Here is a 14,481-nt window from a genome sequence, read left to right as displayed (position 1 = left end):
CAAGTACGAGAATTCGGGTGCGCATGGCACTGACCTTCCTCCTGGGGCTGGGGAAGTGTCAAGCGGGTGGGACGGGAGTCTCACTATTTGAGCGTAGCTCCGGTTGCTTACGGCCGCGGCGCAGAGGGAGAGGCACGCCGGTCAGAGCGGTGGGCTCCGCGGGAACAGGGTAGCCGCCCCGGCTGAGCGAGGAGCGCAGCCGGTGCTCATCGAGCGGGCCGGAAAAGGCCATTCCCTGACCATATGTGCAGCCCAGCTCGCGCAGGGCGAGGACCTGCTCGGGGCGGTCGACTCCGTCGGCGGCGGAGTGGATTCCGAGGTCCCCCGCGATCCTCAGCAGCCCGCCGGTGATCTTGCGCAGCCGGGCGGACTCGACGACGCCGTCGGTGAAGGTGCGGTCGAGCTTGAGTACGTCCACGGGGAGCCGGCGCAGCGCCGTCATGGAGGCGTAGCCGGCGCCGAAGCCGTCCAGACCAATGCGTACGCCGAGGCGGCGCAGGGTGGTGAGCCGGCGCTCCAGCTCGTCCAGGGAGATCCGCGGGTCGTTGTCGGTCAGCTCCAGGAGGAGGCTGCCCGGGGGGAGCTCATGGCGGGCCAGCAGCGCCTCGATGTCCTTGGTGGGGAGTTCGCGGTGCACCAGGCGGCGGGCGGAGAGCCGTACGGCGGCGGGGATCGTACAGCCCGCGGCGTGGCGCAGAGCGGCCTGAGAGACGGCTTCGTCGAGGATCCAGCGGCTGAGTTCGGCGGTGCGGCCGTCGGGCTGTTGAGGTCCATCGGGCTTCAGGAAACCGCCGGGCTTCTGAGAACCTTCACCTTCGGCGACCCGCAGGAACTCGGCGGGGGTGAAGAGGATGCCCTGCGCGGAGCGCCAGCGGGCCTGGGACTCGACGGCGGCGATCTCGCCGGTGGCCAGGTCGACGACGGGCTGGTGGAGCAGGGCGAACTCGCCGTCGTGCAGCGCGGTACGTAGCCGGCTGACCAGCTCGGAGCGGCGTACCGCATTTTTGTGATCCGCCTGCATCTGCGGGGCGTAGGTCTCGACCCGGCCCTTGCCGGCCTGCTTGGCGCGGTACATCGCCAGGTCGGCGTTGCGCAGCAGCTCCCCGGGGGTGACCTCGGGCTCGGCGTACGCGATGCCGATGCTGGCGGCAACGCGCAGCTCGGTGCCGTCCACCCGGTACGGCTCGGAGAGGGTGGCGCGGAGCCGGTCGGCGACCTCGCGGATCTGGTACTCACGCAGGGCGCGGTCGCCGGAGGCGCCACAGATGAGGGCGGCGAATTCGTCGCCGCCCAGTCGCGCCGCGGTGTCACCCGCCCGCACTGAAGCCTGGAGCCGGCGGGCGGCATGCACGAGGAGCTCGTCCCCGGCCTGGTGGCCGACGGTGTCGTTGACCGACTTGAAGCCGTCGAGATCGATGTAGAGCACCGCGGCGTTGCCCGCCTCGCCGTCGCCCGCCCGTCGTCCGGCGAGGGCCTGGCCGACCCGTTCGGTGAACAGGGCGCGGTTGGGGAGGTCGGTGAGCGGGTCGTGCGAGGCGTTGTACTGGAGCTGGGCCTGGAGGCGTACGCGCTCGGTGACGTCGCGGCTGTTGAAGATCAGCCCGCCCTGGTAGCGGTTGACGGTGGACTCCACGTGCAGCCAGCTGCCCGTACCGGACCTGATCCGGCACTCGATGCGGGTGGCCGGCTCTTCGGCCGGGTTGGCCGCGAGGAACCGACGGATTTCGTGCAGCACCCGGCCGAGGTCTTCGGGGTGGATGTGCGAGGCGAACTCAGTACCGACCATGTCCTCCGGGTCGCGACCGTAGACGCCCTGGGAGGCCGGGCTGACATAGCGCAGGATTCCGGTGGGCGCGGCGATCATGATGACATCGCTGGAGCCCTGCACCAGGGAGCGGAAGTGATTCTCCTTCTGGGCCAGCTCCTGGGTGAGGGAGATGTTGTCGAGCAGCATGATGCCCTGGCGCACTACGAGCGCGAGGACCACGGTGCAGCCGGTGAGCAGCACCGCCCGGTCGATCTTCCGGCCGTCAATCACGTTGTACAGGATCCCCAGGACGCATACTGCCGCGGACAGGTACGGGGTGAGAGCGGCCAGCGAGCCGGTGACCCGGCGGCTGGTGCGGTCTCTGAGGTACGGCTGTTCGCGTTCACCGACCCAGGGGGCATACGCGAGGAGCATGCTCCCGGCGAACCAGCCGGCGTCAAGGATCTGGCCGGACCTGTAGTGCTCGCGCAGCAGTGGCGAGGTGAACAGCGCGTCGCACAGCACTGTGAGGGCGAGCGCGGCAATCGCGGTGTTCACAGCCGCGCGGTTGGCCGACGACCGCCGGAAGTGCAGTGCCAGCACCATGCTGACCAGGATGATGTCCAGCAGTGGGTACGCGAGCGACAGCGCGACCCGTGCGGTGCTGCGGCCCTCCCACTGGGCGGTGTGGGCGAGTGCGATGGACCAGCTCAGGGTGAGCAGCGAGCCGCCGATCAACCAGGCGTCCAGGCCGAGGCAGATCCAGCCGGCCCGGGTGACCGGCCGCTTGGCGAGCACCAGCAGCCCCACGATGGCGGGCGGGGCGAAGAGCAGGAAGCAGAAGTCGGCGAGAGAGGTGCGGGGTACGGCCTCTTGCAGCACGACCTCGTACCAGCCCCAGACACCGTTGCCAAGGGCAACCATGGCCGACGACATGGCGAAGAGTATCCAGGCGGGACGATTGCGGCCGGAGACGGTGCGTGCGTAGAGCAGGCCGGAGACGGCGGCGGTGAGCGCGGCGAGGGAGAGTCCGAAGTCACCCATCACACGGGCGACTTCGGCCGATCCCCAGCCCAGCGCGGCACCGATGGCATAGCCACCGCACAGCCCCGCGACGGCGAGCTGTGGCAGTAGACCGGCCCGGCCGCCCTGGACCGGCGGCCGGGTGAGCGCCGCCCCCGGTGAGATCACCGCGGGATCCAGTGCTGCGACAGCGGTCCGCTGAGGATCGCCTTCGGGTGGTTTCTCCATTGGCCGTACACGCCCGTCGCCCCCCATCAAGTCCTGAAACGCCCTGCGCGCGCCCGCGGCTCCCTTGAACCGCCCGCGTCTTGCCCCCTGTCGGGACGATACACCAACTCCGTCACTCAGGGACATAGTTCCCACACACAGCGTGACTACTGGGTATGATGCCACCACTCACCGCAGTCACCCGGTGTCAATGGGCATGCGCCGGGTCAGGCAGCAGCGCCGTGTACACCGCAGCGTCTGCCCCAGGGCGGTGCGGGCATGCGAAGTTCATGTCGTGACTGCGTTCAGGTCGTGACAACGCCGAGGCTCTGGCGACGTGTTATGTCGTGGCGACGACGTTCTCCAGCTCTTCCCCAGTGGCGAAACGCCCGAGTTGCGCACGGATCAGCCGCTTGGCGCGCGGCAGGAACGCCGAGGTGCTACCGCCCACATGGGGGCTGATGAGGACGCCCCGGGCATGCCACAGCGGGTGGCCGGGCGGCAGCGGTTCCGGATCGGTGACATCCAGTGCCGCCAGCAGCCGGCCGGACTCCGCTTCGGCAAGCAGCGCCTTTGTGTCGACGACCGCGCCACGCGCGACGTTCACCAGCAGCGCGCCATCCTTCATCCGGGACAGGAAGTCGGCCCCGACCATCCCCCTGGTCGCCTCGGTGAGCGGCGTCGAGAGGATCACCACATCGGCGGCCGGGAGAAGTTCCCGCACCTCCGACAGAGCGTGCACCTCTCCGCGCGGGGTGCTGCGGGCGGTGCGGGCCACCCTTACGACGTCGCACTCGAAGGGCGTCAGCCGGTCCTCGATGGCGGCGCCGATCGACCCGTAACCGATGACGAGCACCGTCTTGTCGGCGAGCGCCGGATAGAAACCGCCGTGCCACTGCTCGGCGTCCTGGCCCCGTACAAAGCGCGGAATGCCGCGCAGCGAGGCGAGAACGAGCGTCAGGGTGAGCTCGGCGGTGCTCGCCTCGTGCACCCCGCGCGCATTGCACAGCCGCACACCGGACGGCAGCTGCGGCAAGTACGGGAGGACGTTGTCCACTCCCGCGCTGAGGGTCTGCACGACGCGCAGCCGCGCCATGTCCGGCAGCGGGCGTCCGACGTCCTGCGCGCTCCGCATGTAAGGGACGACATAGAACTCGGCGAGGGCGGGGTCGGCCGGGAAGTCCGGCTCGCCGTCCCAATAGACGTAGTCCAGACCCTCGGGGAGTCCTGTGATCTCCCCCGGGGGGATCGACAGCCAGACCTGGGGGCGGTGGTTCCGGGTGATGTCAGCCATGGTCAGGAGGCTATGGCACAGTGGGGCGGCGCAGTACGGCACCGCCGTTTCGGTCCGGAAGCCCGGTGCGAAGGAGGTCAGGCCAGGTGGAGCGCAGGACAATCGGCGCAGCAGCTCTCGAAGTGGGTGCCATGGGCCTGGGATGCATGCCGATGAGCTGGGCGTACACCGCCTCGCAACAGGAGGGTGACGGCTCGCTGCGCGCTGTCCACTCGGCGCTCGACCAGGGCACCTCGCTGCTCGACACCGCCGACATGTATGGACCGTTCACCAACGAGCTGCTGCTCGGGAGGGTGCTCAAGAAACGGCGCCACGACGTCTTCATATCCACCAAGGTCGGGCTGCTCGTCGGCGATCAGCACATCGTCGCCAACGGCCGCCCCGGGTATATCAAGCGGGCCTGCGACGCCTCGCTGCGGCGGCTGCAGACCGGGGTCATCGACCTCTACCAGCTGCACTGCGCCGACCCCGAGGTACCCGTCGAGGAGACCTGGGGTGCCATGGCCGAGCTGGTCGCCGCCGGCAAGGTCCGGGCCCTCGGGTTCAGCGCCATCGGGGCCCGCGCGGGGCGCCGGACCGGCGCCCGTATGCACGACGAAACGCTTCTTCAGCTGCGGCGCGTGCAGCAGGTCTTCCCCGTCAGTTGTGTCCAGGCCGAACTGTCGGTGTGGTCGCCCGACGCCCTGGACGCCCTCCTCCCCTGGTGCGCCGCGCGCGGCATCGGCTTCATGGCCGCCATGCCGCTGGGGAACGGCTTCCTTACGGGGACGCTGACTCCGGGGCAGGGCTTCGAGCCCGACGACGTCCGGGCCCGGCACCCCCGTTTCACCGCCGACATGATGGCCGCCAACCAGCCGGTCGTCGCCGGGCTGCGCCGCGTCGCCGGACGCCTGGGCGCCACACCGGCTCAGGTCGCCCTCGCCTGGGTGCTGGCCCAGGGGTCGCATGTCGTTCCGGTGCCGGGGGCCAAGAAGGAGCGTTGGGTGGTGGAGAACGCGGGCGCCGTGCGGCTGCGGCTGGCGGCGGCGGACCTGGCGGAGATCGCCGCGCTGCCCCCGGCGAGGGGCTCGTGGGACTGATTGCCGCTCCAGGCCGGCGAGGCGTCCAGGGGCGGGTGAGTGGCCGCCGGGCGGCACCTTGGCCGAGGGGCCGGTCATCGGATCGTCGGTGTGGTCTGCTTGGCGCATGGGTTCTCCGCGTGCCGCGACCGTGATCGCCATGACCGCCGCCGCTGGGCTGCTCCTGGCGGGGTGCTCTTCCGGGGACGGCACGTCGCTGTCGTGGCCGTCCGCCTCGGGCACGGCTTCAGGGCCGGCGGGCTCGGCCGCGCCGTCGTCCTCGGCGACCGCCAAGGAGTCCCCGGCACCGGCCAAGGGCACTGCCACGGTGAGCGGGACGGTGGCGACGGGGCTCGACACGCCGTGGGGCGTCGGGTTGCTGCCGGGCGGGGACCTGCTGGTGGCGTCGCGTGACAGCGGGCGGATCACCCGGGTCGCGGCCGGGACGGGGAAGAAGACGGTGCTGGGCGCGGTGCCAGGGGTCTCCTCGGGCGGGGAGGGCGGCCTGCTGGGCCTGGCGCTGTCCCCGGAGCTCGCGACGGATCACCTGGTGTACGCGTACTTCACCACGGAGTCCGACAACCGGATCGTCCGTATGCTCTACGACCCGGCCAAGCCCGCAGGCGAGCAGTTGGGCGCTCCCGACACGATCCTGCGAGGCATCCCGCACGGGTCGATCCACAACGGGGGCCGGATCGCCTTCGGCCCTGACGGCATGTTGTACGCGGGCACGGGCGAGAGCGGCGAGCGCGGCCTCGCGCAGGACACCAGGTCCCTCGGCGGCAAGATCCTCCGTATGACGCCGGACGGCGAACCGGCGCAGGGCAATCCCTTCCCCGGCTCGCTCGTCTACTCGTACGGCCACCGCAACGTCCAGGGCCTCGCCTGGGACGCACAGGGCCGCCTGTGGGCGGCGGAGTTCGGCCAGGACACCTGGGACGAGCTCAATCTCGTCCAGCCGGGCAAGAACTACGGCTGGCCCGTGGTCGAGGGGATGGGCCACCGCTCGGGGTATGTCGACCCGGTGGCGCAGTGGCACACCGACGATGCCTCCCCCAGCGGCATCGCCTATGCCGCGGGTTCCATCTGGATGGCCTCGCTGAAGGGGGCCAGGCTCTGGCGGATCCCCTTGGACGGGACGAAGGCGGCGGCCGCACCGCAGCCGTTCCTCACCAGCGCATACGGCCGGCTGCGGACCGTGGTCACCGACGAGGACGGCACTCTGCTGCTGACGACCAGCAACACCGACGGCAGGGGCAAACCACGCAAGGGCGACGACCGGATCCTGCGCCTGAAGGTCAGCTGACCAAGCGGAGCCGGTGGGCGAGGGCGGCGGCCTCGCCCCGGCTGGCGACGCCGAGCTTGGCGAGGATGGAGGATGTTGGAGACGTGCACACTCGCCGTCTTGGGCGATATGAAGAGCTCCTCGGTGATCCGGCGGTTGGTGTAGCCGACGGCGACGCGGCCCAGGACTTCGTGTTCGCGGGCGGTGAGAGCGAACGGCTCCGCCGGGACGGCCGGGACGGCCGGAATATCGTCGGCGGGCTGATGGGCCACCGCGCCCGCGCGCGCTGCACGAGATGGACCACGGCCGCGCGCAGCGGCCCCGCACCGAGGCGGTCCGCGGTCGCGCACGCCTGGGCAAGAAGCCCCGCGGCCTCACCGCGCGTCCCGCCCGGCCCCGCGCCGGAGGCGAGCAGGGCCTCCGGCCAGCGGTGGCGGGCGTGTGCGAGCTCGTAGGGGCTGTCTGACACCCCGACACCGGATCCCGCCGCCCGAGCCGCAGCCGCGGTCATCCGGCGGTGTGCGGCCGCATGCTGCGCAGCACCCTGGCGACGCCGCCGTTCCGTTCCGTCGCCTGCCCCCGGTCCTGGCCAAGGCCGCCGGGCAGGGCATCGCGATCGTCGCGGCAGACCCTGCCTACACCAGCCGCTGGGGTGCGCAGCACTGGCTCACGCCGATGCGCGCCACCCACCCCCAGACCACCGGTCACGACTGCGCGAGCATCGTGACCGGACGGAGCGCCCAAGGGCATTCGGCCCGGCGTCGGACGCCACCGCCCCCGCACCACCAGAGCGATGGTGCGGGGCATCGGAGCGCCCAGGCCCGGCCGGATATCCCTGGGCGCGAGGAAACCCGCCCACCCCGGACCGGACCACCCGCACGACGGGTGCCGCCACCAGGCACGCGAACGCGGACAACCAGCGCACCCAACACCGTTCGGGACGCGCGCACCGAGCCAGGACTCACTCCTGCTCAGTGCTGAGGAACGGTCCGCCACATCGGACAAATTCCCGAGCTGCATGGGGCGTTGGGCCTTAGGCCGGATGTGCGGGGCCTTAGGCCGTGCCCGGCCCAGCTCCTCAGCCTGTCGTCGTGGTGGACGTCGACGTCGTGGTCACCACCGGAAGGTGCGTGAACACGTCGAAATACATCACCCCGGCGATCAGCAGCCCGAGCACACCCAGGGCCAGTGCGCCCCATGCCACGGCCTTCGCCCAGGGCGCTCTCGGTCGCAGCAGCAGCGTCACGGCCGCGACGATGATCGCGGCGAGCGCGAACGTACCGTTGAAGAGGGCGACCGTGTGCCACGGCGTGCCATAGATGTCGGCTATCTGCTTCGCCGACGAGCCGGACTGCGAGGCGATCTGGCCGATCAGCTGCTCGCGGTCGGACATCAGGGTGCCGATCCATGTCCCCGTGAGGGACGAGAGCCCGAGCGCTGCGGCCACGACTGCGGCGGCGCCGGTGAGCGTCGTCCTGGTGGTGGCGGTGGCCTTGGCCTCGGCGGCCGGCTCGTCGATGGGCTCGTCTTCGACGTCTTCCCCGAGCTCGTTGTCGAGCTCGTCGTCGGGCTCCTCGGTGAGGTCCTCGGTGATGTCCTCGGCCGGTGCGTCGGCCTTGATGGTGTCCATGGCGAGCCACCGTAGGTGCCGAATCTGAGAGCTGTCTGAGCGGGGCGTGTCGGCGCCCGCGGACCGGTGACCGGGCGCCAGGGCGCGTCCGGCCGGTGACTGGCGGTGCAGGCGTCGTCCGGCGCGGTGTATCCCTGACCGCGCGGCCTCTTATGGGGCCGTGCCGGAGGAATTGACGGTCGGCGGGGGGACGGGCGGTCCGGTCCCGTCGCCGAGCGGACCGTTGGCGGGGGCGGTGCGGTGGCCGGGCGGACTGCCCTCGATGGAAAGCCGGGGCAGCCGCCGGTCGAGCCACGCCGGCAACCACCAGTTCCAGGGGCCGAGCAAATGCATCAGCGCCGGCACCAGCAGCGTACGGAGCACGAATGCGTCGAGCGCTACGGCGGCGGCCAGGCCGATGCCGAACATGGCGATGGTCCGGTCGCCGCTGAGCACGAACGCGAGGAAGACGGAAATCATGATGACGGCGGCCGAGTTGATCACGCGGCTTGTCTCGGCGAGCCCGACCCGTACCGCTCGCCGGTTGTCGCGGGTTTCTTGCCATTCCTCGTACATGCGGCTCACGAGGAACACCTGGTAGTCCATGGAAAGCCCGAAGAGAACGGACACCATGATCACCGGCAGGAAGGGCTCGATCGGCCCGGCGCTGCCGAGCCCCAGGAATTCGCTCCCCCAGCCCCACTGGAAGACCGCGACAACGATTCCGAAGGAGGCCGCGACGGCGGCGGCGTTCATCACCGCCGCCTTGATCGGGATGCCGATGCTGCGGAAGGCAACCAACAGCAGGGCGCACCCCAGCGCGACGACCGAGCCCACGAAGAGCGGCAGTTTGCCGACGATGACCGACGCGAAGTCGCCGTAGCCGGCGGTCACGCCGCCGACGTAGACCCGCAGGGAGGTGCCGGCCTCCGCTGACGGAATCACATCATCACGGAGACGCGAGACAAGGGCGTTGGTGGCCTGGTCCTGCGGAGAGCTGGCCGGCACGACCGTGAGCACCTCGACGGAGGCGTTGCGGGCTGGTTCTACGCTCACGGCCACGACGCCAGCCGTGTTCTTGAGGGTGTCGGAGAGCTTGTCCAACGCGACGCGATCGGCCGCGTTATCGGTCTCGGCAACCAGTTGGAGCGGCCCGTTGAAGCCGGGGCCGAAGCCGTGGGAGAGCAGGTCGTAGGCCTGCCGGGTGGTGGTGGTCGCCGGATCGTTGCCTTGGTCGGAGGAGCCGAGGTTGAGCCCGAGGACCGGCAGCGCCAGGACGAGCATCACGGTGCCCGCGACCGCGCCGAGGATCTTCGGGTGCCGTTCGACGAACGCGGACCAACGGTGGGCGAGGCCGGTCGGGAGCGCGGGCCGGGGGCCGTCTTCGGCCAGTCGTCGCCTTTCGCGGCGGCTGAGCGCGCGGGGGCCGATCACACCGAGCAGGGCGGGAAGCAGGGTCACGGAGGCGGCCACGGTGACGATCACCGTAAGGGACGCGGCGACGGCGACGCCGTTGAGAAAGCTCAGCCGGAGGACAAGCATGCCGAGCAGTGCTACGCAGACGGTGCCGCCGGCGAAAACCACGGCCCGTCCGGTGGTGGCGACGGCGCGCTCGGCGGCCTCGCGGACCTGCAGGCCCGCTTTTAGGCCGCGGCGGTGCCTGGTGACGATGAAGAGGGCGTAGTCGATGCCGACGCCGAGTCCGATCAGCATGCCGAGCATGGGGGCGAAGTCGGCGACCGTCATCAGGTGCCCGAGCAGCACGATGCCCATATACGCGGTGCCCACGCCCACCAGCGCGGTGGCGATGGGCAGGAACATCGCGAAGAGCGAGCCGAAGGCGAGCAGCAGCACGACGGCGGCGACAGCGACGCCTATGAGTTCGCTCAGGTGCGCGCTTGTGCCTTCGGTGAGCGCGATCGCACTGCCGCCGAGCGCGACCTGGACGTTGCTGTCGGCGGCTGCCTTCGCGGTGCCGACGACTTGTCGGACCTCGCCCGCGCCCAACTTTTCCACGGGCTTGTCGAAGGTGACGGTTGCGTACGCGGTGTGGCCGTCGCCGCTGATCCGCGCGGCCCCCTCGGCGTCGTAGGGGCTGGCGACGGACGCTACGCCCGGCAGCTCGGCGACCTTGGCCAGCGTCGCCCCGAGCCGGTGCTCGACCGCGCCCGCACGGACGGTACCGGCGGTGGTGTGCCAGACGATGGCGTCGCTGTCACCGGTCTCGCCGGGGAATGCCTTGGCCACCAGGGCGGCGGCCTTGCTGGACTCGGTGCCGGACACCTCGTAGTTGTTGGAGTACGCCGATCCCATGACGGTGGCGGCGGCGGTGAGGCCGGCCAAGACAGCGAGCCACAGCGCGATGACGAGGAGGCGGCGGCGGAGACACCACCGGGCAAGTGCGGCCATACCCTGCCCTTCCCTGGGTTAAGTGGATCTTTCAGGGAAGAGCCCTCAAAGAACACATCCGGTACGCCAAGCACTCTTGCAGCCGCCGGAGATCCTTAGGGCCGTTCGTGGCGATGGTCACAGGTCCATAACGGAATTCTTATGTGGGGCATACGGGAAGGGGCGGCCGCTGTTTAGGCAGCGGCCGCCCCTTGACCTGGCTGAAGGCCCTTATCCTTGCGCGGCAAGCCGCTCAAGGATCAGCTCGCGCACGCGCTTCGCATCGGCCTGGCCGCGCGTCGTTTTCATGACGGCACCGATCAGCGCACCGGCAGCCGCCAGATTGCCGCCGCGGACCTTGTCGGCGATGGCGGCGTTGGCCGCGATGGCCTCGTCGACGGCCGAGCCGAGCGCACCCTCGTCGGATACGACCTTCAGACCGCGCTTCTCGACGACGGTGTCCGGGTCGCCGTCCCCGTCGAGCACGCCCTCGATGACCTGGCGGGCCAGCTTGTCGTTGAGCGAGCCCTCGGCGACGAGCGCCGCGACCCGTGCGACCTGGGCCGGGGTGATCGGGAGGGCGGCGAGCTCGATTCCGTCCTCGTTGGAGCGGCGGGCCAGCTCGCCCATCCACCACTTACGGGCGGACGCGGCGTCGGCGCCCGCCGCGATGGTAGCGAGGATCAGCTCGATGGCGCCCGCGTTGAGCACCGACTGCATCTCGTGGTCGGACAGGCCCCAATCCGCCTGGATCCGCTTGCGCTGCACACTCGGCAGCTCGGGCAGCCCGGCCCGCAGTTCCTCGACCCACTCTCGGGAGGGCGCCACCGGCACCAGGTCGGGCTCGGGGAAGTAGCGGTAGTCCTCGGCCTCCTCCTTGATGCGGCCGGCGGCGGTGGAGCCGTCCTCCTCGTGGAAGTGCCGGGTCTCCTGCACGATCGTGCCACCCGATGTCAACACCGCCGCATGGCGCTGGATCTCATAACGGGCGGCCCGCTCGACACTCCGCAGCGAGTTCACGTTCTTGGTCTCGGAACGGGTGCCGAACTTCTCCCGGCCGTGCGGCCGCAGCGACAAGTTGACGTCGCAGCGCATCTGGCCCATCTCCATACGGGCCTCCGACACGCCGAGCGCCTTGATGAGCTCGCGCAGCTCGGCGACATACGCCTTGGCCACCTCAGGGGCCCTTGCGCCCGCCCCCACGATCGGCTTGGTGACGATCTCGATCAGCGGGATGCCGGCCCGGTTGTAGTCGAGCAGCGAGTGCGACGCGCCATGGATACGGCCGGTCGCGCCGCCCACATGGGTGGACTTGCCGGTGTCCTCCTCCATATGGGCACGCTCGATCTCGACGCGGAAAACCTCGCCGCCCTCGAGCTGAACGTCCAGATAGCCGTTGAAGGCGATCGGCTCGTCGTACTGCGAGGTCTGGAAGTTCTTCGGCATGTCCGGGTAGAAGTAGTTCTTCCGGGCGAAGCGGCACCACTCGGCGATCTCGCAGTTCAGCGCGAGGCCGATCTTGATCGCCGACTCAACCCCGATCTCGTTGACCACCGGCAGCGAGCCGGGCAGGCCGAGGCAGGTCGGGCAGGTCTGGCTGTTCGGCTCGGCACCCAGCGTCGTCGAACAGCCGCAGAACATCTTCGTCCTGGTGCCCAGTTCGACATGCACCTCCAGGCCCATCACCGGGTCGAACGCCTCGAGGGCGTCCTCGTACGACAGCAGGTCCGTCACGGTCATGGTCATCCCCTCTCAGTCCGCTCAGTCCGCCAGGACATCAGGGGCATCGTTGAACCGGCGCAGCTCGCGCACCAGCAGGGCCACCCCGGTGGCAATGGCGGCGGCGCTGAGCACCGCGTCGAGCAGGAGCAGCGGGTCGCTGTCGCTCCTGCCCCTCTGCACCTGCTTGGCGACGCCGACCGCGCCGAAGAGCGTGGTGGCGATGGACAGGTAGGTGCCGGGCTTGCTCTTCCTGAAGCCCTTGGCCTTCTTGATCGTGCTCACAGAGTCGGAACCTCCTCCAGCAGCGGGTGGCCCCAGCGTGCGATGAAGCCGGCCTCGACGGCGGCACCGACACGGTAGAGGCGGTCGTCGGCCATCGCCGGAGCGATGATCTGCAGGCCCACCGGCAGCCCGTCCTCGGGCGCCAGGCCGCACGGCACGGACATGGCCGAGTTGCCCGCCAGGTTGGCCGGGATTGTGCACAGGTCGGCGAGGTACATCGCCATCGGGTCGTCCGCCCGCTCCCCGATGGGGAAGGCGGTGGTCGGTGTGGTCGGCGAGATGATGACGTCCACCTGGCCGAAGGACCGCTCGAAGTCCCGGGTGATGAGGGTGCGGACCTTCTGGGCGCTGCCGTAGTACGCGTCGTAGTAGCCGGAGCTGAGCGCGTACGTGCCGAGCATGATCCGGCGCTTCACCTCGGGGCCGAAGCCGGCCTCGCGGGTCAGCGCGGTGACCTCCTCGGCGCTACGGGTGCCGTTGTCGCCGACCCGCAGGCCGTAGCGCAGGCCGTCGAACCGCGCGAGGTTCGACGAGCACTCGGACGGCGCGATCAGGTAGTACGCGGCCAGCGCCAGGTCGAACGACGGACAGGACAGCTCGACGATCTCCGCGCCCAGCTCACGCAGCAGCTCCACCGCCTCGTTGAAGCGCTGGACGACACCGGCCTGGTAGCCCTCGCCGCCGAATTCCTTGACGACTCCGACCCGCAGTCCCTTGACGTTTCCGTTCCGCGCCGCCTCGACGACCGGCGGGACCGGTGCGTTGATCGACGTCGAGTCCAGCGGGTCGTAGCCGGCGATCGTCTGGTGCAGCAGCGCCGCGTCCAGCACGGTGCGGGCGCAGGGACCGCCCTGGTCCAGTGATGACGAGAACGCCACCATGCCGTACCGGGAGACCCCGCCGTACGTCGGCTTCACACCGACCGTGCCGGTCACGGCGGCCGGCTGGCGGATCGAGCCGCCGGTGTCCGTGCCGATCGCCAGCGGCGCCTGGAAGGCGGCCAGCGCGGCCGCGGAGCCGCCGCCGGAGCCGCCGGGGATGCGGGTGAGGTCCCACGGATTGCCGGTGGGGCCGTAGGCACTGTTCTCGGTCGAGGACCCCATGGCGAACTCGTCCATGTTGGTCTTGCCGAGGATGACGACACCGGCCTCCTTGAGGCGGGTCGTCACCGTCGCGTCGTACGGGGGAATCCACCCCTCGAGGATCTTCGAGCCGACGGTCGTCGGGATCCCCTTGGTGGTGAAGATGTCCTTCAGCGCGAGCGGCACGCCGGCCAGCGGGCCGAGCTTCTCGCCCGCGGCGCGCTTGGCGTCGACGGTCTTGGCCGCTGCCAGCGCGCCCTCCGTGTCGACATGCAGGAAGGCGTGCACCTTCTCGTCGACCGCACCGATACGGTCCAGGTGCGCCTGGGTGACTTCCACCGCGGACGCCTCGCCGGACGCGATCGCTGCTGCGGTCCCGGCCGCGGTGAGCTTTGTCAGATCGGTCATGATGATCAGTCCTCCCCCAGGATCTGCGGCACCTTGAAGCGCTGCTGCTCCTGTGCGGGCGCGCTGGAGAGCGCTTGCTCCGGGGTCAGTGACGGCCGGACCTGGTCCGGACGCATGACGTTGGTCAGCGGCAGCGGATGGGAGGTCGGCGGTACGTCCTCGCCGGCCACCTCGGAGACGCGGGCGACCGCGCCGATGATGGCGTCCAGCTGTTCGGCGAAGTGGTCAAGCTCTTCGTCCTTCAGCTCTAGACGCGACAGCCGGCCGAGGTGGGCGACCTCCTCGCGCGTGATGCCAGGCATGCAGCGATCCTCTGGGGGTGAGTTTGGCGTATTTCATGGGTACGGCTTCGCGCCCAATCCTATGGGCGCGGCCA

10 protein-coding genes and 1 pseudogene are annotated in these 14,481 nt (G+C 70.2%); 2 read left to right on the top strand and 9 right to left on the bottom strand.

The window, feature by feature from the left end; translation table 11 throughout:
* Window positions 1-58: 58 nt before the first annotated feature.
* Window positions 59-2,998, bottom strand: coding sequence for a putative bifunctional diguanylate cyclase/phosphodiesterase (locus FCI23_RS09930; protein ID WP_136723115.1), 2,940 nt, complete (start codon window positions 2,996-2,998; stop codon window positions 59-61).
* Between the two features lie 319 nt (window positions 2,999-3,317).
* Window positions 3,318-4,271 (bottom strand): 2-hydroxyacid dehydrogenase, encoded by a 954-nt coding sequence (locus FCI23_RS09925; protein ID WP_136723114.1) that lies wholly within the window; start codon window positions 4,269-4,271, stop codon window positions 3,318-3,320.
* A gap of 86 nt (window positions 4,272-4,357) precedes the next feature.
* Here FCI23_RS09925 and FCI23_RS09920 point away from each other — a divergent pair, with 86 nt between their 5' ends.
* Entirely contained in the window at window positions 4,358-5,350 is a 993-nt protein-coding gene (locus FCI23_RS09920) for an aldo/keto reductase (protein ID WP_136723113.1), read from the top strand.
* A 106-nt stretch (window positions 5,351-5,456) separates the two neighbouring features.
* Window positions 5,457-6,635 carry a PQQ-dependent sugar dehydrogenase gene (locus tag FCI23_RS09915; RefSeq protein ID WP_136723112.1) on the top strand — a complete coding sequence of 393 codons (1,179 nt, stop codon included), beginning with the start codon at window positions 5,457-5,459 and terminating at the stop codon, window positions 6,633-6,635.
* Window positions 6,636-6,760: 125 nt separating this feature from the next.
* Here FCI23_RS09915 and FCI23_RS63650 read toward each other — a convergent pair.
* From FCI23_RS63650 to gatC, 7 genes and pseudogenes are all read right to left on the bottom strand, one after another.
* A pseudogene (locus tag FCI23_RS63650) lies at window positions 6,761-6,886 on the bottom strand (hypothetical protein); the annotation flags it as partial.
* 806 nt (window positions 6,887-7,692) lie between these two features.
* On the bottom strand, window positions 7,693-8,244 hold the full coding sequence (locus FCI23_RS09905; RefSeq protein WP_136723111.1) for a hypothetical protein: 552 nt from the start codon (window positions 8,242-8,244) through the stop codon (window positions 7,693-7,695).
* Between the two features lie 150 nt (window positions 8,245-8,394).
* On the bottom strand, window positions 8,395-10,632 hold the full coding sequence (locus FCI23_RS09900) for an MMPL family transporter (RefSeq protein WP_136723110.1): 2,238 nt from the start codon (window positions 10,630-10,632) through the stop codon (window positions 8,395-8,397).
* A gap of 210 nt (window positions 10,633-10,842) precedes the next feature.
* Window positions 10,843-12,351, bottom strand: coding sequence for an Asp-tRNA(Asn)/Glu-tRNA(Gln) amidotransferase subunit GatB (gatB, locus tag FCI23_RS09895; protein WP_136723109.1), 1,509 nt, complete (start codon window positions 12,349-12,351; stop codon window positions 10,843-10,845).
* 21 nt (window positions 12,352-12,372) lie between these two features.
* Window positions 12,373-12,615 carry a hypothetical protein gene (locus tag FCI23_RS09890; protein ID WP_136723108.1) on the bottom strand — a complete coding sequence of 81 codons (243 nt, stop codon included), beginning with the start codon at window positions 12,613-12,615 and terminating at the stop codon, window positions 12,373-12,375.
* Window positions 12,612-14,105, bottom strand: a complete 1,494-nt coding sequence (gene gatA / locus FCI23_RS09885) for an Asp-tRNA(Asn)/Glu-tRNA(Gln) amidotransferase subunit GatA (RefSeq protein ID WP_136723107.1) — start codon at window positions 14,103-14,105, stop codon at window positions 12,612-12,614. The genes FCI23_RS09890 and gatA overlap by 4 nt, the downstream gene beginning before the upstream one ends.
* A gap of 5 nt (window positions 14,106-14,110) precedes the next feature.
* Window positions 14,111-14,407, bottom strand: coding sequence for an Asp-tRNA(Asn)/Glu-tRNA(Gln) amidotransferase subunit GatC (gene gatC, locus FCI23_RS09880; RefSeq protein WP_136723106.1), 297 nt, complete (start codon window positions 14,405-14,407; stop codon window positions 14,111-14,113).
* Window positions 14,408-14,481: the final 74 nt, after the last annotated feature.

Origin of the sequence: Actinacidiphila oryziradicis, from assembly GCF_005047355.1 — a bacterium.
Lineage (GTDB): Bacteria > Actinomycetota > Actinomycetes > Streptomycetales > Streptomycetaceae > Actinacidiphila > Actinacidiphila oryziradicis.
This window is presented reverse-complemented; position numbering and strand designations above follow the sequence as displayed.

Bases quoted from the DNA above. Each gene is read 5' to 3' on its own strand.
- FCI23_RS09930 (WP_136723115.1), bottom strand. From the start codon at position 2,998: ATGGAGAAACCACCCGAAGGCGATCCTCAGCGGACCGCTGTCGCAGCA.
- FCI23_RS09925 (WP_136723114.1), bottom strand. From the start codon at position 4,271: ATGGCTGACATCACCCGGAACCACCGCCCCCAGGTCTGGCTGTCGATC.
- FCI23_RS09915 (WP_136723112.1), top strand. From the start codon at position 5,457: ATGGGTTCTCCGCGTGCCGCGACCGTGATCGCCATGACCGCCGCCGCT.
- FCI23_RS09905 (WP_136723111.1), bottom strand. From the start codon at position 8,244: ATGGACACCATCAAGGCCGACGCACCGGCCGAGGACATCACCGAGGAC.
- FCI23_RS09900 (WP_136723110.1), bottom strand. From the start codon at position 10,632: ATGGCCGCACTTGCCCGGTGGTGTCTCCGCCGCCGCCTCCTCGTCATC.
- gatB (WP_136723109.1), bottom strand. From the start codon at position 12,351: ATGACCGTGACGGACCTGCTGTCGTACGAGGACGCCCTCGAGGCGTTC.
- gatA (WP_136723107.1), bottom strand. From the start codon at position 14,105: ATGACCGATCTGACAAAGCTCACCGCGGCCGGGACCGCAGCAGCGATC.
- gatC (WP_136723106.1), bottom strand. From the start codon at position 14,407: ATGCCTGGCATCACGCGCGAGGAGGTCGCCCACCTCGGCCGGCTGTCG.